The sequence below is a fragment of the Marinomonas sp. G8-14 genome (assembly GCF_055808935.1).
In genome coordinates, this window is record NZ_CM147891.1 from 2318912 (window position 1) to 2338062 (window position 19151).

At 44.9% G+C, this 19151-nt stretch carries 19 protein-coding genes and 1 pseudogene; 6 read left to right on the forward strand and 14 right to left on the reverse strand.

Translation table 11 applies throughout. The annotated features are described in order from the left end of the window. Nucleotides 1-37: 37 nt before the first annotated feature. Entirely contained in the window at nucleotides 38-757 is a 720-nt protein-coding gene (locus AC0L6V_RS11945) for an RNA methyltransferase (protein WP_111605450.1), read from the reverse strand. Nucleotides 758-1058: 301 nt separating this feature from the next. On the opposite strand from AC0L6V_RS11945, the gene AC0L6V_RS11950 reads away from it, so the two are divergent. Further along, nucleotides 1059-1847, forward strand: a complete 789-nt coding sequence (locus AC0L6V_RS11950) for an inositol monophosphatase family protein (RefSeq protein ID WP_265218491.1) — start codon at nucleotides 1059-1061, stop codon at nucleotides 1845-1847. Between the two features lie 72 nt (nucleotides 1848-1919). Here the strand turns inward: AC0L6V_RS11950 and AC0L6V_RS11955 are convergent, their stop codons facing one another. The 5 genes from AC0L6V_RS11955 to AC0L6V_RS11975 form a co-directional block, all read right to left on the reverse strand. After that, nucleotides 1920-2978 carry a Gfo/Idh/MocA family protein gene (locus AC0L6V_RS11955; RefSeq protein WP_265218490.1) on the reverse strand — a complete coding sequence of 353 codons (1059 nt, stop codon included), beginning with the start codon at nucleotides 2976-2978 and terminating at the stop codon, nucleotides 1920-1922. 163 nt (nucleotides 2979-3141) lie between these two features. Further along, a complete protein-coding gene (locus AC0L6V_RS11960; protein ID WP_418138308.1) occupies nucleotides 3142-3396 on the reverse strand; it encodes a YceH family protein in 255 nt (84 codons plus the stop codon). Between the two features lie 49 nt (nucleotides 3397-3445). Next, nucleotides 3446-3796, reverse strand: a complete 351-nt coding sequence (locus AC0L6V_RS11965; protein WP_321160299.1) for a DUF480 domain-containing protein — start codon at nucleotides 3794-3796, stop codon at nucleotides 3446-3448. A 48-nt stretch (nucleotides 3797-3844) separates the two neighbouring features. Then, a complete protein-coding gene (locus tag AC0L6V_RS11970; protein ID WP_265218489.1) occupies nucleotides 3845-4633 on the reverse strand; it encodes a sterol desaturase family protein in 789 nt (262 codons plus the stop codon). Nucleotides 4634-4709: 76 nt separating this feature from the next. Further along, nucleotides 4710-5783, reverse strand: coding sequence for a MalY/PatB family protein (locus AC0L6V_RS11975; protein ID WP_265218488.1), 1074 nt, complete (start codon nucleotides 5781-5783; stop codon nucleotides 4710-4712). A gap of 336 nt (nucleotides 5784-6119) precedes the next feature. On the opposite strand from AC0L6V_RS11975, the gene betI reads away from it, so the two are divergent. From betI to choV, 4 genes and pseudogenes are all read left to right on the forward strand, one after another. Beyond that, nucleotides 6120-6707 carry a transcriptional regulator BetI gene (gene betI / locus AC0L6V_RS11980; protein ID WP_265218487.1) on the forward strand — a complete coding sequence of 196 codons (588 nt, stop codon included), beginning with the start codon at nucleotides 6120-6122 and terminating at the stop codon, nucleotides 6705-6707. Between the two features lie 195 nt (nucleotides 6708-6902). Then, nucleotides 6903-7835 carry a choline ABC transporter substrate-binding protein gene (locus AC0L6V_RS11985; RefSeq protein ID WP_265218486.1) on the forward strand — a complete coding sequence of 311 codons (933 nt, stop codon included), beginning with the start codon at nucleotides 6903-6905 and terminating at the stop codon, nucleotides 7833-7835. 87 nt (nucleotides 7836-7922) lie between these two features. Then, nucleotides 7923-8769: pseudogene (gene choW / locus AC0L6V_RS11990) on the forward strand (choline ABC transporter permease subunit). Between the two features lie 3 nt (nucleotides 8770-8772). Continuing rightward, complete coding sequence (gene choV, locus AC0L6V_RS11995; RefSeq protein WP_265218484.1) at nucleotides 8773-9963, forward strand: choline ABC transporter ATP-binding protein; 1191 nt, start codon at nucleotides 8773-8775, stop codon at nucleotides 9961-9963. Between the two features lie 93 nt (nucleotides 9964-10056). Here choV and AC0L6V_RS12000 read toward each other — a convergent pair whose 3' ends face one another. Next, complete coding sequence (locus AC0L6V_RS12000; RefSeq protein ID WP_265218483.1) at nucleotides 10057-11394, reverse strand: glutamine synthetase family protein; 1338 nt, start codon at nucleotides 11392-11394, stop codon at nucleotides 10057-10059. Nucleotides 11395-11597: 203 nt separating this feature from the next. On the opposite strand from AC0L6V_RS12000, the gene AC0L6V_RS12005 reads away from it, so the two are divergent. Beyond that, nucleotides 11598-12905 (forward strand): NAD(P)/FAD-dependent oxidoreductase, encoded by a 1308-nt coding sequence (locus tag AC0L6V_RS12005; RefSeq protein ID WP_418138310.1) that lies wholly within the window; start codon nucleotides 11598-11600, stop codon nucleotides 12903-12905. On the opposite strand, the gene AC0L6V_RS12010 is transcribed toward AC0L6V_RS12005, so the two are convergent. From AC0L6V_RS12010 to AC0L6V_RS12040, 7 genes are all read right to left on the reverse strand, one after another. After that, the gene (locus AC0L6V_RS12010) at nucleotides 12894-13598 is read right to left on the reverse strand and encodes a glutamine amidotransferase-related protein (protein ID WP_265218481.1); all 705 of its coding nucleotides are present in this window, start codon (nucleotides 13596-13598) and stop codon (nucleotides 12894-12896) included. The genes AC0L6V_RS12005 and AC0L6V_RS12010 overlap by 12 nt on opposite strands. 43 nt (nucleotides 13599-13641) lie before the next feature. After that, nucleotides 13642-14460 carry an ABC transporter permease subunit gene (locus tag AC0L6V_RS12015; RefSeq protein ID WP_265218480.1) on the reverse strand — a complete coding sequence of 273 codons (819 nt, stop codon included), beginning with the start codon at nucleotides 14458-14460 and terminating at the stop codon, nucleotides 13642-13644. Beyond that, a complete protein-coding gene (locus tag AC0L6V_RS12020; protein WP_346433234.1) occupies nucleotides 14457-15392 on the reverse strand; it encodes an ABC transporter permease subunit in 936 nt (311 codons plus the stop codon). Before AC0L6V_RS12020 ends, AC0L6V_RS12015 begins: the two co-directional genes overlap by 4 nt. Further along, on the reverse strand, nucleotides 15389-16543 hold the full coding sequence (locus tag AC0L6V_RS12025; protein WP_265218479.1) for an ABC transporter ATP-binding protein: 1155 nt from the start codon (nucleotides 16541-16543) through the stop codon (nucleotides 15389-15391). Before AC0L6V_RS12025 ends, AC0L6V_RS12020 begins: the two co-directional genes overlap by 4 nt. Nucleotides 16544-16607: 64 nt before the next feature. Then, on the reverse strand, nucleotides 16608-17438 hold the full coding sequence (locus AC0L6V_RS12030) for an extracellular solute-binding protein (RefSeq protein WP_418138311.1): 831 nt from the start codon (nucleotides 17436-17438) through the stop codon (nucleotides 16608-16610). Further along, nucleotides 17435-17692 (reverse strand): hypothetical protein, encoded by a 258-nt coding sequence (locus tag AC0L6V_RS12035; protein ID WP_418138312.1) that lies wholly within the window; start codon nucleotides 17690-17692, stop codon nucleotides 17435-17437. The genes AC0L6V_RS12030 and AC0L6V_RS12035 overlap by 4 nt, the downstream gene beginning before the upstream one ends. Before the next feature lie 53 nt (nucleotides 17693-17745). Then, nucleotides 17746-19080 (reverse strand): glutamine synthetase family protein, encoded by a 1335-nt coding sequence (locus AC0L6V_RS12040; RefSeq protein WP_409418582.1) that lies wholly within the window; start codon nucleotides 19078-19080, stop codon nucleotides 17746-17748. Between the last annotated feature and the right edge of the window lie 71 nt (nucleotides 19081-19151).

The following is a 19151-nucleotide window of genomic DNA, read 5'->3' on the forward strand; positions in this document are numbered from 1 at the left end:
ACCAGCTCTCAACAACGTCTTGTCAGCACAGTAGCCATTACTTCATTTTCTTTTCCATTGACGTCAACATCCCTCTAAGCATACCCAGTTCCTGTTGGTCCAAACGCGAGCGCTGAAATAAACGGCGAAAGCGCGTCATGACTTGCATCGGCATCTCTGGGTCAAGAAACTCGGTCTGCAGCAATACTTTTTCTAGATGCTCAAGCAAGTAATCAATTTGCTCCACATTGGCCGCTGGCACATCCCATTTACTCGCAACCACAGGCGCATCTTTCATCAATAAGCTCTTCATGCGTAACTCGTAAGCAATGACCTGTACCGCGGCACCTAAATTTAATGAGCTAAAGGTCTCAACCGAAGGAATATGCACGTGATAATTGCAACGCTGCAATTCTTCATTGGTTAATCCACGATCCTCACGACCAAAAACAAACGCGGTGAGCAAACCTTCATCAAACACCAAATCTGCCGCCTGTCTTGGGTCAACCAAAGGCCAAGGAATATTTCGTTCACGAGCACTGGTGCCAATGACCAATTGGCAGTCGGCCAAAGCTTCTTCTAGTGTTTCCACCACAACGGCATTGTCTAAAATGTCCGTCGCACCCGCTGCGCGGCTAATGGCCTCTTCACTCGGATACACCTTTGGGGCAACAAGATAAAGATCCGCTAACCCCATATTTTTCATGGCACGAGCAGCGGCACCGATGTTGCCAGGGTGCGAAGTATTAACAAGGACAATTCTTACTGTATTTTGCATTTTATAAGTTACCAGTGATAGCCATCAAACAATGCGGCGTATCTTAACAGATATTTGTCACAAAGCCGCAAACCGTTCAGTTTTTAACCAAAATATCACTGGCAAAAAGCATACTGTTACGCTAGAATTCGCGCTCTTATTTACAGGCGCTCGATGATATCGCTCACGTCGTTTAAGCCATTGATTGGCTTGAAGTGAACAGATAGCCCCTAGACGCCCGCTCTTTAACACTTTATTTGGCAACTTATCGTCTTTATTGGCGGTATGTGCATTTTAATGACGAAATAACTGACGGTAAATTATGCAACCTAGAATCAATGTCGCACTCAAAGCAGCTCGTGCCGCTGCCGAATACATAGTTCACTCGCAAGAGAAACTACTGTTTGATAAAGAACAAGGCCAATCCGCTGAACAAGTTTATCAAACCGTTTGCTCAGGCGCAGAACGCAGCATTGTTTACCACCTAGAAAAAGCTTACCCAGCGGATACCATTACCACTCGCCTGCAAGGCACTGTACAAAATGGTAACGAAGGCGAATGGATCATTGATGCCATCCAAGGACAGCACTTATTCTCACGCGGCCTAACAGGTAACGTGATTACAATGAGCTACTTAGTTGCCGGTAAAGTGGAGCACGCTCTCGTGCTCAATCCTCACACCAAAGACGAATTTTACGCCAGTAAAGGTCGTGGTGCTTACCTAAACAATTCACGCATTCGTAGCAGCTCTGCACGCACTTTAGAAAAAGTAACGGTAGCGGCTCAATTTCCTGCCACAGATCGCCTTATGCCTTATCTGTCTGGTCAATTTGCGGTACTAACTGAAATAGCAGAACAAGGCGCTCGTGCTGTTATGCAAGATTGCCCAGCATTGATGCTTGCTAACGTTGCCGCTGGCCGTCTGGATGCGGCTTGGGGTATTAAACTTCAAGAATGGGAAATGCAAGCACCGCTATTCATTGCAAAAGAAGCGGGTTGTTTGTTCGCCGGTTTTGATGGTTCACCCAGTATCGACAAAGGTGATGTACTATGTGCAGCGCCTCGTTTGTTTAAAGTCTTGTTGCCTACATTAAACAAACACCTTAACTAATACTAATACACAGACACTAAAAGGGGCTCTTTCTGACGCAGGAAAGAGCCCCTTTTTATTTAACACACACTTTTAATGCTTGTGATGACAGTGCTCGTGATGATGGTCATGCAAATCCTCATCATCATGATGATGATCGTCACATGGATTCGTTTCTCCAGGATAATACAAACCAATGTCCTGACGAATCTCATCCAACGTCGCAATCAATTCTAAACTGTCCTGCCAACTGTGATTAGGGCTTTGAATTACTCCTTCCGCTAGGCAACGATTTACCTCATCTACCTCAAACTGATAGCCATTACCAGGGAAGTCAAATTCCACAGCACGCTCTTTATTATCCGCAGTCACAATACGGCAAGACTTTGCTCTAAACCACTCAGAATCAATTTCAATGTACCCTTTTGAACCTGACAAGATGGCTCGGTTTGGATTATGAGAGATCAGAGAGACGTCCAGTGAGGCAAGCTGCCCCCCTTCCCAACCCAGTAAGATCTGTTCAAACAAGTCGACATTTGTATCGCCAATCACCGCCTGATTTTGCACAAAATCGGGCTTACCAAAAAACAACTGTGCTAAGAAAACAGGATAGATGCCAATGTCCAGTAGAGCACCGCCGCCCAGTTCTAAATTCAGCAAACGATGATTTGGATCGGTAGGACCGATAAAATTAAAGCTGGCTTGGATGCTATTTAAATTACCTATTTCCCCCTCTTCAACCCACTCTACAACCTGTTCAATGACGGGATTAAAGCGTGTCCACATGGCTTCCATGACAAAAACATCATGCTCTAAAGCCAAATCATAAAGCTCTCTAGACTGCGCCTCATTCAGTGTAAAAGGCTTTTCACACAACACAGCCTTACCAGCTAGAATACAGGCTTTTGTCAAATCATAGTGATACACATGAGGCGTTGCTATGTATATGACATCCACCTCATTGCTATTGATCAATGAAAAATAATCAACAAAAGCCAACTCAATATCAAATTCATCTGAAAACGCGTCAGCAGATGCCTTATCACGAGAAGCCACAGCACGAAGTTCGCCCGCTTTGACATGACAAAAATCACCCGCAAACACATGCGCGATTTGACCTGTACCAATAATACCCCAGCGTACTTTCTTCATAGGATTCTCCCCACCGCCATAATCAACAGCATTAGCATTCCAACTCTCACTAAGAGACATTCTCTTGACGTCAAGAACGACGCCAAAACGCGTTTATTTTGAACACAATATTGGCAAGTACAACCATAGTGCTAAAGTCCTATAAGTTTGACCTCAAAAAGCACTAGAGTCCACTGGCATTTTCAAGCTCTTGAATGCGTTCGTTTAATTTCTCTACCTGCGCCTCTAACTCAAGTATCCGCTCTTTCAATTGCTGAGTATATTCCTCATTAGAAACCGACACATCAGCTTGAGGGCGTTCAGATTCATTACAAAAGCACTCTTGATAACGTTGCTCACGCTTGCCTGGCTCTCTCGGCAACTGGCATACATAAGGACCGCCCGTTTTGGTTTGCAAAGACTGCAATGCCGATGTCACTTCATCAAGAGACTGAAAGCTATGTAAACGTCCACTTCGCGAGCGTAACTCACCCGGTGTCTGGGGCTCCTCGTAAAAAAAGCAAACAAATAATAGCGGTTTCGGCTGACGATAACTGCAAATCAGAAAATTCCGTATTACAAAACCTGTGTTGATATTTGCTCACACGACTGTGTGAACCTGTCATTTCCGTTACCAAACCACGATCCACTAAGGCGTTTACGGCATCTTGCACCACGGACTCGGATAATTGAGTCACCGGCTCACGATTCGACTTTTGATTACAGGCATTGACTAAGGCATTCAAACTAAGAGGGTATTGATCTGGCGTGGTAATCTCTTTTTCCAAAAGACAACCAATCACACGCATTTCGATAAAATTCACTTCATGATAACGCATAAGACTCCCTAACAGCTTTGGTCTATTCAGCTTGACTCTATCGGGTCATTAACGGTGCCTTTTGAACGTCTTAAAAGGCATCAGCAATACTTCTTTAAACGATGTAGGTTGATATGTTTTCGTACTAGGCAATCCTATTTTTAAGTGTTCGTCTCCATCTAACGCTTGTGCTCTTTTGCTTAAAAAAAGCACATCCCAAATGCTCAAGAAAAAACCAAAATTACTGTTTGCTTCAAGATCTACCCTTGAATGATGAATACGATGCATGTCTGGCGTCACGAATAATCGCTGCACCGCGCTTTCAATACTGACTGGCAACCTCGCATTCGTATGGTTAAACATCGCCGATGCATTCAATAAAATATCGAATATCAATACGGCTTCTAATGGTATACCAAACAGCCAAATTGCGACGGCTTTAATACACAAAGACAAAAGAATCTCAATGGGATGAAAACGCACCGCAGAGCTAATGTCTAATTCAGGGTCAGAATGGTGCACCCTATGGATGCGCCACAAAAAAGACACCTGATGAAAGAGTCTATGCTGCCAATAAATCAGACAATCCAGTACCAAAATACTCAGTAAAACGATCAACCAAAACGGCAGCTCAAAGACAGACAATACGCCAACGTATTGATTCATGACTGCGACGATTGACAACAGCACAGGCTGTACCACTCTGACACACAACGCACCAATCCCTAACAAAAAGAGATTATGGCGCCAGCGTTGACGCCATTGCAGCAACATTCCTCTTGGGCAACGCCATTGCCATATTAATAAGGCACTAAACACCGCAAGAAAGACACCAAAACGCAAACTAAAATCGATCACATAAAACCTTGCGCGATTAATGCTTCTTCAATACGAGTCATGGCTTTATCAAGAACAGATTGGGGACAACCAAAATTTAGGCGAACATAATTAGGATTACCAAAATCTTTACCATCGGATACCCCGACTCCAGCGTCCAAAAAAACTGATGCGGGTTATCCAATGACAAAGCGGAAACATCGATCCATGCAAGATAAGTCGCCTCTAAATGCAGCATTTTCATAGGCGTCGCGGCAATTCTTTTGGCCAAAAAGTCACGATTAGTTTTCAAATACTTCAACAATGACTGGTGCCAAGCGCGCCCATCTTCATAAGCGGCAATAGCCGCGGTCAAGCCCAACATGTTAGGCGATGGGATCAAACCGGCCTTTTCCTGATTAAAAGCGTGTCTTAACGAGGGGTTTTCAATCACCGCAAAAGCATAGCCTAAACCAGCAAGATTAAACGTCTTGCTTGGCGCCATTAAGGTTATGGTTCGATTCGCGGCATCTTGATTCAAACTAGCAAAAGGTACATGAGGGACATCATCTAAAATCAAATCGCAATGAATTTCATCGCTTACGACGATAAGATCATATTTTTCTGCCAGAGCATGAATACGTAATAATTCAGCCTTGGTATAGACACTTCCGCCTGGATTATGGGGGTTACACAAAAGGATCATTTTACTTTTGGGATGGGCGCAGGCATCCTCAAATTGCGTCATGTTCGGCACCCAACGACCATTTTCAGCCTGCATGTCGACACTGAGCAATTCACGTTTTGCCGTCAATGGTGCCTTAGTTAAATGATAATAAACAGGCCCTGGAACAACGATGCCATCACCTTCTTCGGAGAAGACACGAACACTCAGATGCAATGCACAAACTAAGCCAGGTAAATGCACTAGATGCGCACCAGAAACGGACCAATCATAGCGGTATTTTAAATGTGACTGGATGGCAGTGACTAACGCTTTTGGCGTATGCGTATAGCCATATACACCTTCGTTAACCCTTTGATTTAATGATTCTTTAACACAATCTGGAGCGTCAAAATCCATGTCTGCAACCCACATAGGAATCACATTTTTAGGGTATTTAGCCCACTTATCACTGCTCATATCTGATCGGTCAATTAGGGTATCAAATACCGACAAAGAGACATCCATTAAATTACACTCCCATCATTCATTTAGCTTTATAATTAACACAATCTTAGCCGTTAATTCCAGCCATAAATAACCTCAAAGGAAATGAAAAAATACAAAATCAAGCTGACTCTTTAAAAACGAAATAAGGTAAAAAATCCTCATTTCTTATCTTAAACCGACATAATACCAGACAAAAAAGACTAAAAAATTTTTAAAAGCCTTAATATCCTTATAAATCAATATTTTAAATTACTTAGAGAACTAAGTTTTTGATTTGTCAAGGGTTGACCTAAATTACACAATCAGCCTAGTATAGTTTTCATTAAACGGCTGTTTAATAAAAAAGGATCCATAATGCCAAAAGTTGGAATGCCTGAAATACGTAAACCTCAGCTCATCGAGGCAGCCATAAAAGCCATAGACAAGTACGGTTTTGCAGGTGCAACCGTCAGTGTTATTGGTAAAAAAGCGGGAGTTTCTCCAGCCATCATCAACCACTACTTTGGTGGTAAAGATGGTCTCTATGAAGCAACCATGCGAAGTCTGATTCGTGAGTTTTTTGAAATTTTATCCAAAGAAGTCACAAAAACGAAAAACAAATCAGCTAAAAGTAAAGTAATGGCGATTGTTAGAGCCAGTTTTAGTCAGTCTCAAACACATCCTCAAGTTGTCAAAGCGTGGATGGGGTTTTGGGCATCAGCCATGCACACACCGTCTTTGTACCGATTGCAGAATGTTTATTCTAGACGACTACAGTCTTCGCTCGTGTGCGTGTTAAGAGAAGAGTTTGATGTGAAAAAAGCCCGTGGCATCGCTCTCACCGTCGCCGCACTCATTGATGGCATGTGGCTACGAGGTTCATTAGCCGGTGGTATCAACAAACAAGAATCGGCTGAACAAATACAAGATTACTTAGATTTGGTGTTTCAAGATAACGCCTGACAACACCAGATAAAAATCGCTTTGTTAGGCACTTCAAGCCAAATAAAACACAGCGTATACAACATTATCATCATATTTTTAGGCAGCCTACAAACCAACACGCTGCTAAACGCTTTTAGGAGTTCACGCTCAGTGCCAACACTAGGCACTGTATTTGCTCATTGATTTTGAGTTCAATAGAAAGAGGGTATGGGTATGAATAAGCTAAAAAAGACCACAATTGCCATTAGTATCGCCAGTTTTTCTGGATTAACCATGGCAGCGGAATGCTCCACAGTTCGTTTTTCCGATGTTGGCTGGACAGACATTACGGCAACAACGGCCGTTGTTAGTGAAATCAGCAAAGGCCTAGGCTACGAGACAAAAACGCAATTACTGTCTGTTCCAGTTACTTATACATCACTAGCCAATGGCGATATTGATATATTTCTAGGCAACTGGATGCCAACCATGCAAGCGGACATCGAACCCTACCTACAAGCAGGCACGGTGGAAGATTTAGGCCCAAATTTGGTTGGTGCAAAATACACCCTAGCCGTCAGCAAATCTGCCTACGACGCTGGTGTTACCGACTTTTCTGATATTGCAAAACACCGCAAAGAATTTTCAGGCCGGATCTACGGCATCGAACCTGGCAACGACGGCAACCGTATTATCCAAGACATGATTGATTCGAATGCTTTCAACCTAGGCGATTTCCAACTGGTTGAATCCAGTGAAGCCGGCATGCTTTCTCAGGTCAGCCGTAATGCACGCCGCGATAAATGGATTGCCTTTTTAGGTTGGGCACCACACCCCATGAACGCCAACTTTGAAATGGAATACTTATCAGGTGGAGACGATTTCTTTGGCCCTAATTTTGGCGGTGCCAATGTGCACACCAACGTTCGCAAGGGCTACCTTCAAGAGTGCCCAAATGTCGGTAAACTTCTCACTAACCTAACCTTTTCTTTGCCAATGGAAAACGAAATCATGGGCGCCATTTTAGACGATGGCAAGAAACCTGATATCGCGGCCAAAGAATGGCTTAAAGCCAACCCAGATGTGCTTAACACCTGGCTTGAAGGCGTCACAACAACCTCCGGTGATAACGGCTTAAGCGCAGTAAAATCACACCTAGGTCTGTAATCTTTTTTTGTACCAGCACTTACTCACACCCTACGCAACACACACTCTGCGTAGGGTGCTTCATCGAACTATCGGGAGAACACATATATGAATTGGCTGACGGATAATAAAATCCCTCTTGGCGCTTGGATGGAAAGCTTTGTCGATTGGCTAGTTTCAGCAGCTTCCGTATTCTTTGACTTCATTTCTATTACACTTGAGACCATCATCTACACGCTAGTAGACTCGATTCTATGGGCCTCATCCACTGGCGGTGATCGCGGTCATCCTTATCGGCGTATGGTTCCTACATCGCAATATTGGTTTGCTGGTGTTTATTGCCGCCTCTTTTTTATTGATCATTAACATGGGTTACTGGGTAGAAACAATTCAAACCCTTGTTCTAGTTGTGACGGCCACCACCATCAGTGTCTTAATTGGTGTACCTATTGGTATTGCTGCCGCGCACCGTCCTTGGTTATACACCATGCTACGTCCGGTTCTCGACTTGATGCAGACAATCCCTACGTTTGTCTACCTTATTCCGACACTGATTCTGTTTGGTCTAGGCTACGTACCAGGCTTAATCTCCACCATTATCTTCGCCATCGCTGCGCCGATCCGTTTGACCTACTTAGGCGTTAGTAAAGTCCCTAGTGAATTAATTGAAGCGGGATTAGCGTTTGGTTGCACAAAGTCAAAGCTACTTTACAAAGTCGAACTACCCGCTGCTATGCCCAACATCATGGCCGGTATCACTCAATGTATCATGCTGTCACTTTCAATGGTGGTAGTAGCGGCTCTTGTAGGTGCAGACGGCCTCGGAAAACCCGTCATTAGAGCATTAAACACGGTGAACATTTCCCAAGGTTTCGAAGCGGGTGTTGCCATTGTATTGGTCGCCATCATGCTAGACCGCATTTGTAAATCACCAGCAACGAAAAACGAGGGATAATTTATGTCTGTTGTAAAAATTGAAAACGTCGACATCGTCTTTGGTGACAATAAAGCAAAAACACTTCCGCTTATGGATAAAGGTCATACCAGAGATCAAATTCTTGGCATGACAGGTGACGTTGTTGGAGTACAAAACGCTAACATCGAAGTCAATGAAGGAGAGATCTGTGTCCTGATGGGTCTGTCTGGATCGGGCAAATCCACCCTGTTACGTGCTGTTAACGGGTTAAATAAAATTGCCCGTGGTCGTTGCCTTGTAAGAGACGGCGACACCATGGTCGATATGGCAAAATGCGACGATGCCACACTACGACACATGCGTACTCGTCGAGTGTCCATGGTATTTCAAAGCTTTGCCCTAATGCCATGGCTTACCGTGTTAGAAAACGTGGCCTTCGGCTTAGAAATGCAAGGCATGCCTAAAGCAGAGCGGCTAAAAAAAGCTCGCGAACAGCTGAAAATGGTCAGCCTGGACAAATGGGCGGACAAAAAACCAGACGAATTATCAGGTGGTATGCGCCAGCGCGTAGGCCTAGCACGCGCCTTTGCCATGGATACCGATGTATTGTTAATGGACGAGCCGTTTTCAGCGCTGGATCCCTTAATTCGCTCCCAGCTGCAAGACGAGTTGATTGAGCTACAAAAATGTCTCAATAAAACCATCATCTTTGTTAGCCACGATTTAGACGAAGCCCTCAAAATTGGCAGTAAAATCGCCATCATGGAGTCCGCTAAAATCATTCAGGAAGACACACCAGAGCAGATCGTACTAAATCCAGCTACTGACTATGTGGAAAGGTTTGTTGCCCACACCAACCCGCTCAATGTACTGTGTGGCAATTCTTTAATGACACCACTGGCTCAATTAGCCGTCAAAGAGGATCGTATTTCTGTCAGTGACGACATTTGGCTGACTCTGGAAAATGGCAAATTAGCGTCGGTACAAGGACCAAAAGGCGATATACCAACCGCCCGCTGGACACCCGAAACCATCCTCGCCAATGTGCCTGAAAACACCGTTTTCATCGTACCAGCCAACATCGCCATGCGAGATGCGGTAGAACTGCGTTACCACTCAAACATGTTCATGGTATTGGAAGACAAAGACCAATGCATCGGTATCCTCAACGACCATAATTTTTACCACGCTCTATTGGGTAAACACTTTGGACGTGAAGAAGTGGCAGCGTAATGATTCGCTGTTGATGGAATACAAATAACACGCGAAATAAAAAGGCCAGATGTTCAACATCTGGCCTTTTTATTTCAATCACCATTCAAATCATCAGACGTTCAGCAGAAGATGTTCCCGTTCCCAAGAGCTGATCACTCGGTTGAAGGTTTCAAACTCACTGCGTTTGACTCCCATGAAGGCTTTGACAAAATGCTCGCCCATAATGTCACAAAGTGGTTGGCATTCCTCAAGTAAGCGCAAACCTTCCTCCAATGTTCGTGCAATCTCAACTTCTTCCGAAGGCGGTGTTTTACCTTCTACCGGTTCAGTTGGCTGTAATTGCTGTTTAATACCAAGATAACCACAAGCCAAGGTTGCCGCAATCGCCAAGTAAGGATTGCAATCGGCGCCAGGAAAACGGTTTTCAATGCGCGTACCTTCCGGTGCAGAAAACGGAATTCGCAGCCCAGCAGTACGATTATCAACCCCCCATTGCATGTTAATCGGCGCCGCCATTTCAGGGGAAAAACGACGATAAGAATTCACATTAGGAGCAAAAAAACTAATCGCATTCGGGGTGTATTTTTGCAGCCCCCCTAAATAGTTATAAAACAATTCGCTTGGGCTGCCGTTGTTATCAAACAAATTTTTGCCCGTCTTGCTGTCGACCAGACTTTGATGAATATGCATGGCACTGCCCGGCTCGTGTTGCATAGGTTTGGCCATAAAAGTTGCGTACATGCCGTGCTTCATCGCAGCTTCTCGTAACGTACGCTTAAAGACAAACACCTGGTCAGCCAAATCCAATGGGTCACCATGAATAAAGTTGATCTCCATCTGCGCGGCACCTGACTCATGAATCAGCGTATCCACATCCAAACCCTGAGCTTCACAATAACTGTAAAGCGTATCAATAACAGGATTAAACTCGTTCACGGCGTCGATACTATAAGAGCGACGTGAGGTTTCTCGTTTGCCTGAACGTCCTACAGCAGGCTTTAATTCGTAATCTGGATCGGTATTGGGATCGATCAAATAAAACTCCACCTCAGGGGCAATAACCGGTGTGATCCCCTCTTTTGCGTACAAAGCCAGAATGTTGCGCAAAATGGTACGACTCGACAAAGGGTGCAACTGACCGCTTTTATCATAACAGTCATTAATAATCTGCGCTGTCGGTTCATCTGCCCAAGGCACTAAACGGAAAGTATTTGGGTCCGGATGTAGCTCCATATCTCGGTCACTGGCGTCCACCAGCTCATAATGGTTATCCGCCCAATCCCCCGTCACACTTTGCACGAGTATGGTTTCTGGGATACGTCCAAATAATTCTGCTAAAAACTTATACGTTGGATAAAACTTACCACGGGCGTTACCGGTCATGTCCGCCAACGTCGATTCGATTTCAGTAATAGAATGTTCTTTCAAAAAAGCTTCAAACTCTGTCATAACTCACCTTATGCTACCTGCCTTTTTAGGATACGGAGCCAAAATATTACGTATTGCGATCTTACTCTATTGCTCTATCATTCACACTAAACTGGCACTATTTTGTTAACAGACTAAAACACTCACACAAAATAGTCATACCAAAACAACGCATTAACTTAACAAGCCTTTATTGCTGTTTGTTTTCATAGGAGTCCCAACGTTTGAACACACACGAAGCAACCTACTACGCGGCGAGCGCCAATCAACAGACAGATTACCCCACTTTACACGGCGAGCAAGAGGCGGATATTTGCATTATCGGTGGTGGTTTCACGGGGGTATCTGCGGCGTTACACCTTGCCGAAGCTGGCTTTAATGTCAGCCTAGTCGAAGCCAACAAAATCGGCTGGGGCGCGTCAGGTCGCAATGGTGGGCAACTGTGTCAAGGCCATAACATGAGCCACGAGACCATGGTCAAGCACGTTGGCAAACAGATAGCCGATCAGCTTTGGCAAAGCTCTGTCGATTCCGTCGCCCTAGTCAAAGACCTGATCAAACGTCATAACATAGAATGTGATTTAAGCGATGGCGTTTTACACGTCGCCAGCAAACGCCGCCACGCTGAAGACTTTAAAAGCGAAGTTGAATACAAACATACACAATTAGCTTACCAAGACGTGGACTATCTCAACGCGCCAGAAGTATCGGCATTGCTTGGCACTGAACACTTTTATGGCGGTGAACTCTATCGAGACGGCGCGCACCTCCACCCACTTAATTTTGTCTTAGGGATGGCCAAGGCGGCCACACAACATGGCGCCACGCTTTATGAAAACACCGCAGTCCTGTCCTATCAAACAGGAGAAAGACCCGAAGTGGTGACCGAACAAGGTAAAATACGCTGCCGCTACTTACTCTTCGCCTGCAACGGCTATTTAGGCAAACTCAATCACTCAGCCGCGAAAAAAATCATGCCGATTAACAATTTCATCATAGCGACCGAGCCGTTGAGCGATGACATTGCCAATCGCATCAATCCAGAACGTTTGGCTGTCGCGAATTCTCAATTTGTGGTGGATTATTTTAGACTATCAGCCGACAACCGTTTACTGTGGGGTGGCGGTGAGAATTATCGTCAACGCTTTCCAAACGACATTGCTGGCTTCGTCAAAAAGCACATGCTTAATGTGTATCCTGAATTGGTGAATCATACTATTGATTATGCTTGGGGAGGCACTTTAGCCATCACACTCAATCGTATGCCACACATCGCTAGACAAGAAGCCAATGTGTTTGTCGCTCAAGGCTATTCTGGACATGGAGTGGCGCTTGCCACCTATGCAGGCGCGCTGTTTGCTAAAGCCGTACAGGGTTCATTAGAAGGCATAGACGCGTTTGAGCGCCTGCCGATGAAAAATTTCCTGGCGGCACTCTATTGCGTTGGCCAGGACTGGTCGCTGGCATGCTGTATTATTCGACGCTGGACAAACTCCCTTGAAACGGGAGTCGTCTTCACTCTACTGCTTTAAAAACTGACCAATCCAGGTCATTAATTGTGACGATTGAATATCCCTGCTGACAAGAGACTCACGGGCAAGCAATGCTTGCTCGTGCGTTAACTGCTGACCATCGTATAAATCAATCAGGGCTTTTTCATACACCTTAGAAAATTCGGGATGGCCCTGGAACGTCAAAATATGCTGATCATATAGCAGGCCTGCGTTTTCACAAAAATCAGAACGCAAAATGACCCGCGCTCGCGCAGGCTTTTCCACCACCTGATCTTGATGAAACGCGCACAAAGCCAATTCTTCTGCCTCAGGCAACACAGGTAAAGGCTCACAGACAGTATAGTGATGCACACCCACTCCCCAACCGCCTTGATACTTCTCAACACGACCACCCAATGCCCGAGCAATAACTTGATGACCAAAGCAAATACCCACTAGAGGTCGCTGCAACTGATCAATGTCTTGGATAAGATCACATAAACGCAGAATCCAAGGGTCATCTGCGTACGCATCGGCTTTAGACCCGGTAATCAGCCAAGCATCACATTCTTGTGCACCGTGAGGAAAGACACCTAGGCGCACATCGTAAGTGACAAAGTCGAAATCCCTTTGCTTTTTCCCGATCTGCTCAGCAAACATATTCGCATAAGAGGGAAATTCACCCAATAAAGAATCTGGGGTGATACCTGCCGCAAGAATACCTATTTTCATTTATTTGTCCTTAAACAACGATTTCTCAATACAAAGCTGCATACTACTTATTGACCTCGTTATAACGACTCTGTCTGTGCAAAATCACTATCGCAGCAATCACCGCGATCGACACAGCGACAATCATTAATGTTGCCAATGCGTTCACCTCGGGTGTCACACCTAGACGTACTTTTGAAAAAATCACCATCGGCAAGGTACTGTTACCCGGACCCGACACAAAGCTGGCAATGACCAGATCATCCAGTGACAGGGTAAAAGACAGCAACCAACCAGAAATTATCGCTGGCGCAATCAAAGGCAACGTGATCAGGAAAAACAACGATGTCGGTTTCGCTCCTAAATCCATGGCCGCTTCTTCTAGGGTTTCATCTAACGTTGCCAGGCGAGATTGCACCACCACGGCCACATAGGCCAAACAAAAAGTCGTGTGAGCAATCACTATGGTCATGACGCCACGTCCTGCAGGCCAACCAAACATGTTTTCCAATGATACAAACAACAGCAACAGAGACAAACCTGTAATGACTTCAGGCATCACCAGAGGCGCAGTCACCCAACCCGTTAGCATGGCTTTACCAACAAACTTGCGCATTCGACTCAAAACAAAGCCCGCTAAAGTACCCAATACAGACGCCAGTGTGGCACTGATAAAGGCAATTTTTAAACTGGCCCACGCCGCGCTCATGATCTGTTCATTACGAAACAGCTCCACGTACCACTTTAATGACCATCCACCCCAAACTGTCACCAATTTAGACTCATTAAAGCTGTACACAATCAAGGCAATAATTGGCGCATACAAAAACACAAAGCCCGCACCAGACATGACTTTCAAGGTCAAAGAATTGCCCTGTTTCATTCGGCCTCCTTATTGCTATTACGAATAAACATAATCGGTCCCACCAAGACAATCAGCATCATCACGGCAACAGCCGACGCCATAGGCCAATCACGATTTTGGAAGAATTCATCCCATAACACACGGCCAATCATCAGGGTATCTGACCCGCCCAACAAAGCAGGAATCACATATTCACCAACCGCAGGAATAAACACCAGTAAACAACCCGCAATAATCCCCGTCTTCGCCAACGGCAAAGTGACCAAGAAAAAGGATTGGTACGGTTTCGCCCCCAAATCCTGAGCCGCATCGATTAGATTCAGGTCCATCTTTTCTAACGAGGTATAAAGAGGCAAAATCATAAAAGGCAAATAGGTATAGACAATACCCAAATACACCGCAAAATCGGTCTGCAATATTTGCAAAGGTTGATCAATGATACCTATCACCATCAAGACATCATTCACCAAGCCATCTTTTCTAAGCAGTACCATCCAAGCATAAACACGCAATAAGAAGGACGTCCAAAACGGCAAAATGACCAGAGCCAGTAATGTAATCCGCATCGTGGGGCCGCTACGCGCAATCAAATAGGCAATCGGAAAACCAATCAACAAAGCAAAAAACGTCGAGATGGCGGCAATTTTTAACGAACTTAAATACGCATCTAAATAGAAACGCGACTCGAATAGGTACAGATAATTACCAAAATTAATCTTAAAAGTAAGATACGCACTGCTCGAGTCCCATTGTAATAACGGCGAATACGGTGGAATGGCAATGACCGCTTCTGCGAGTGATATTTTAAATACCACCAAGAAGGGGATAAAGAAAAACGCCGCCAACCACAACATAGGAACCAAAATAACCGCCGCACGTCCGAGGCGAAGCTCAGACAAGCGCCAAGTCAAACGGTGTTTTTTCTTGTCTATTGTTGTCTCACTCATCATGACATCAATACCACGCAGCTATCTGGGTCCCAGGAAAGATACACATTGTCTTCCCAAGTTAAACGGCTACCCATCTCACGAGAAACGTTAGGCTGAGTGATACGCAGTTCTTTACCAGAAGCAAGACGCACCTTGAAAACAGATTGGCTTCCCATGTAGGCCACATCAGAAATAATGCCTGTCGCACCGTTTAACTCGATGTCCATTGGCTCACGACTAATATGAATTTTTTCTGGCCGGATCGCCACACTGACCTCTTGATTGGGCGCACAGCTAATACCGTGATCCACTTGCAACAAGGCGTCTAAATCTGGACTTTGAATCGACACACTGTCTCGCTCATCTTCCACGACAACGCCGTCAAAAAGATTCACATTACCGATAAATTCCGCAACAAAACGACTCTTAGGGTATTCATAGACTTCATGAGGCTCAGCGGTCTGAACTATTTCGCCATTGTTCATGACACCAATACGCGTTGCCAAGGTCATCGCTTCTTCTTGGTCATGGGTCACCACCACAAAGGTAATGCCTAATTCATCTTGTAAACGCATCAATTCGAACTGCGTTTCTTCTCGCAACTTCTTATCCAGCGCGCCCAACGGTTCATCCAATAGCAACAACTTTGGGCGTTTTACCAAGGCTCGAGCCAAAGCCACACGTTGACGCTGACCACCGGACAACATATGAGGTTTGCGCTTGGCCAAATGGCCTAGTTGTACCATCTCCAAAATTTCGCCCACCCGTCTATTCACTTCTGGGCTTTTTATACCCTCACGTTTTAAGCCAAATGCCACATTGGCTTCGACCGATAGATGCGGAAACAAGGCATAAGACTGGAACATCATATTGACTGGACGCTCCCAAGGTGGAATGCCCGTCATATCGACGCCGTCGATTAAAATACGGCCCGATGTTGGCTCTTCAAACCCAGCCAGCATACGCAATAAGGTACTTTTCCCTGAACCAGAACCGCCCAATAAGCAAAATAGCTCATTTCGATAAATATCCAAAGACACAGAATTCACCGCGGTAAACTGACCAAATTGTTTGGTAATTTGTTCAATTTGCACAAAAGGTTTTGCGTCTTGTTGACGCCACGTCGGCACAGATTTCGTCTGTACAACAGAGGGATTGGGAAAAGCAGACATAACCTACGACCTATCAAAATGAGCGAAAAAATAGCGGAGCCAGAAAGCTCCGCCGATATGTCGATTAACGACCTGTTTTAATGTTAGTCCATGCACGCGTTAAAGAACGATCAAAACGCGCTGTATGAGCCACTTGCACATAAAGCTTATCCTTCACCGCTTGGGTAGGATAGATGCCCTTATTTGATAGAATCGCTTCATCTAACAGTGGCTCAGCGGCTTTATTTGGCACGGCATAATACACATAGTTAGAGATAGACGCAGCTACTTCAGGGCGTAAAATATAATCAATAAACGCCAACGCGGCTTCTGGGTGTGGAGCATCTGCTGGCACAGCCATCAAATCAAACCATACCAAGGTTCCTTCTTTCGGGATCGAATAATTGATCTCGATACCTTGACCGGCTTCTTCTGCACGCCCTTGTGATTGCAGAATGTCACCGTTGTAACCTACCGCCACACAGATTTCGCCGTTGGCTAAATCGGAAATATAGGTACTAGAGTGGAAGTATTTGATGTTTTGGCGCGCTTCAGACATTAATTTCGCAGACGCCGTTAATTCATCCCCATCCTCTGAGTTAGGATCCACACCACGGTAATTATGCACAATAGACATAATTTCGGCCGGCGAATCCAATACAGCAATACCACAATCTTTCAGCTTTGCCGCAATAGCTGGGTTAAACAGTACATCCCAAGAATCCAACTCCGTGGTGCCTAATCGCTCTTCAATCATTTTCGTATTGTAGCCAATACCAATGGTTCCCCATGCGTAAGGAATATTGTGCTGATTACCCGCATCATGTTTTTCGATTTGCTTAAGTAAAGTCTCATCTAGGTTGCCCACATTACTCAACTTACTCTTGTCTATCGTCTGGTAAACACCTGCTTTCACTTGGCGCTCAAAAAAGAATTCGATGGCATTACCACATCGTAACCAGAACCACCTGCCATCATTTTGGCTTCTAATGCTTCGTTACTATCATACACATCATAATTCACCTTAATGCCGGTCTCGGCAGTGAATTGCTCTAACGTACCTGGCGCCATGTAATCAGACCAGTTGTATATATTAACCACCTGCTCTGCAGAAACCGTTGCAGAACTAGCTGCGCATGCGAGCATTAAACCAAGTGTCTTCTTTTTCATTGAGGGATCTCCCAATCAGCTAATAAAATTGGCCGAAGCCTATTACAACCTTTTTATAGATATGCTTCGTATTCCACATCAGAAATACGTCCATAAATTTTTTCCTGCTCTTGTTCCTTTACCGCAGTAAACACTCTGACAAAGGTTTCTCCAAGATACTCCCGCATAAATGCGCTGTCCTGAAAGGCTTCCGTTGCCATTTCCCAACGATTAGGAAGTGCTTCATAACGCTCAGAGAGCGAATAAGCGTCTCCCTCTATCGGCTGAGGTGGCAGCATCTTGGTCTCAATACCATGTAATGCTGCTCCCAATATCGCCGCGAGCACAAGATACGGATTCGCATCCGCTCCAGCCACTCGATGCTCAATACGGCGAGCTTCGCATTCACTGTCTGGAATGCGCACCGCCACCGTCCTATTTTCATAACCCCAACTGGCGAAAGTTGGCGCATGGGCCCCATTCTGAAAACGACGATAAGAATTCATATGTGGTGCAAATATCAGCATGGACTCAGACATATGGTTCAATAAACCTGCGACCGCATAGCGCATCATCAACGAACCGTCTTCATCACCACTATCAAATACGTTATTACCGGCCTCATCCAATAAACTAAAGTGGACATGCATCCCACTGCCGCTCTTATTGGCATAAGGCTTTGCCATAAAAGTCGCCCCTAAATCGTTGCGTCTGGCTACGCCTTTAATCAGGCGTTTAAAGAGTATCGCATGATCGGCGGATAATACTGCGTCATTGGTGTGTTGCATATTAATTTCGAACTGTCCAGGCCCTAATTCAGACACAATGGTATCAGCAGGAATATCTTGGGCCTCACACGCCTCACGCACCTCGGTAAAAAAACCTTCTAAGCCATCCATTTCATCAATGGAATAACAGTCAATTTCACTCAAACGACGACCATTACCCTCGTTGATAATGGGTTCCTCTGGGCGACGTTTAAATTCTGACTCGCCATCCAGCAAATAAAACTCCAACTCAGTCGCTACAACAGGCGTTAACCCTAGTGCTTTATAGCGCTCAACGATACGCAACAATGTCTGACGCGGATCAGGATAAAAAGGCGAACCGTCCATATTGTGCATCATCGCCAATACTTGTCCACGGGGCGACTCAGCCCAAGGCACAGATGTTGGCTCATCGTATACTGGTAAACAAATACCATCCGTATCGCCTGTTTCAAAAACCAAACCATTACCTAAAACATCGTCTCCCCAATTGTCAAAACCGATCACCGATTGAGGCAATTTAACACCTTGGGTCATGACACTTTCAAGCCCACTTGCCGGGATTCGTTTACCTCGAAGATTGCCGTTTAAATCTGCAATAAATAAATCAAACTCTTTATTCCCTTCATACATTTCCGACATACAACATACTCTTCTAAAAAATACGCTTTAAATAACGGGAGAATTCAAAAAAACCAGTTGCTGAAAAAATG

Bases quoted from the DNA above. Each gene is read 5' to 3' on its own strand.
- AC0L6V_RS11965 (WP_321160299.1), bottom strand. From the start codon at position 3,796: ATGCGTTATCATGAAGTGAATTTTATCGAAATGCGTGTGATTGGTTGT.
- AC0L6V_RS12035 (WP_418138312.1), bottom strand. From the start codon at position 17,692: ATGAAAAAGAAGACACTTGGTTTAATGCTCGCATGCGCAGCTAGTTCT.
- AC0L6V_RS11945 (WP_111605450.1), bottom strand. From the start codon at position 757: ATGCAAAATACAGTAAGAATTGTCCTTGTTAATACTTCGCACCCTGGC.
- AC0L6V_RS11985 (WP_265218486.1), top strand. From the start codon at position 6,903: ATGAATAAGCTAAAAAAGACCACAATTGCCATTAGTATCGCCAGTTTT.
- AC0L6V_RS11950 (WP_265218491.1), top strand. From the start codon at position 1,059: ATGCAACCTAGAATCAATGTCGCACTCAAAGCAGCTCGTGCCGCTGCC.
- AC0L6V_RS11955 (WP_265218490.1), bottom strand. From the start codon at position 2,978: ATGAAGAAAGTACGCTGGGGTATTATTGGTACAGGTCAAATCGCGCAT.
- choV (WP_265218484.1), top strand. From the start codon at position 8,773: ATGTCTGTTGTAAAAATTGAAAACGTCGACATCGTCTTTGGTGACAAT.
- AC0L6V_RS12025 (WP_265218479.1), bottom strand. From the start codon at position 16,543: ATGTCTGCTTTTCCCAATCCCTCTGTTGTACAGACGAAATCTGTGCCG.
- AC0L6V_RS12015 (WP_265218480.1), bottom strand. From the start codon at position 14,460: ATGAAACAGGGCAATTCTTTGACCTTGAAAGTCATGTCTGGTGCGGGC.
- AC0L6V_RS11975 (WP_265218488.1), bottom strand. From the start codon at position 5,783: ATGGATGTCTCTTTGTCGGTATTTGATACCCTAATTGACCGATCAGAT.
- AC0L6V_RS12000 (WP_265218483.1), bottom strand. From the start codon at position 11,394: ATGACAGAGTTTGAAGCTTTTTTGAAAGAACATTCTATTACTGAAATC.
- AC0L6V_RS12010 (WP_265218481.1), bottom strand. From the start codon at position 13,598: ATGAAAATAGGTATTCTTGCGGCAGGTATCACCCCAGATTCTTTATTG.
- AC0L6V_RS12040 (WP_409418582.1), bottom strand. From the start codon at position 19,080: ATGTCGGAAATGTATGAAGGGAATAAAGAGTTTGATTTATTTATTGCA.
- betI (WP_265218487.1), top strand. From the start codon at position 6,120: ATGCCAAAAGTTGGAATGCCTGAAATACGTAAACCTCAGCTCATCGAG.
- AC0L6V_RS12020 (WP_346433234.1), bottom strand. From the start codon at position 15,392: ATGATGAGTGAGACAACAATAGACAAGAAAAAACACCGTTTGACTTGG.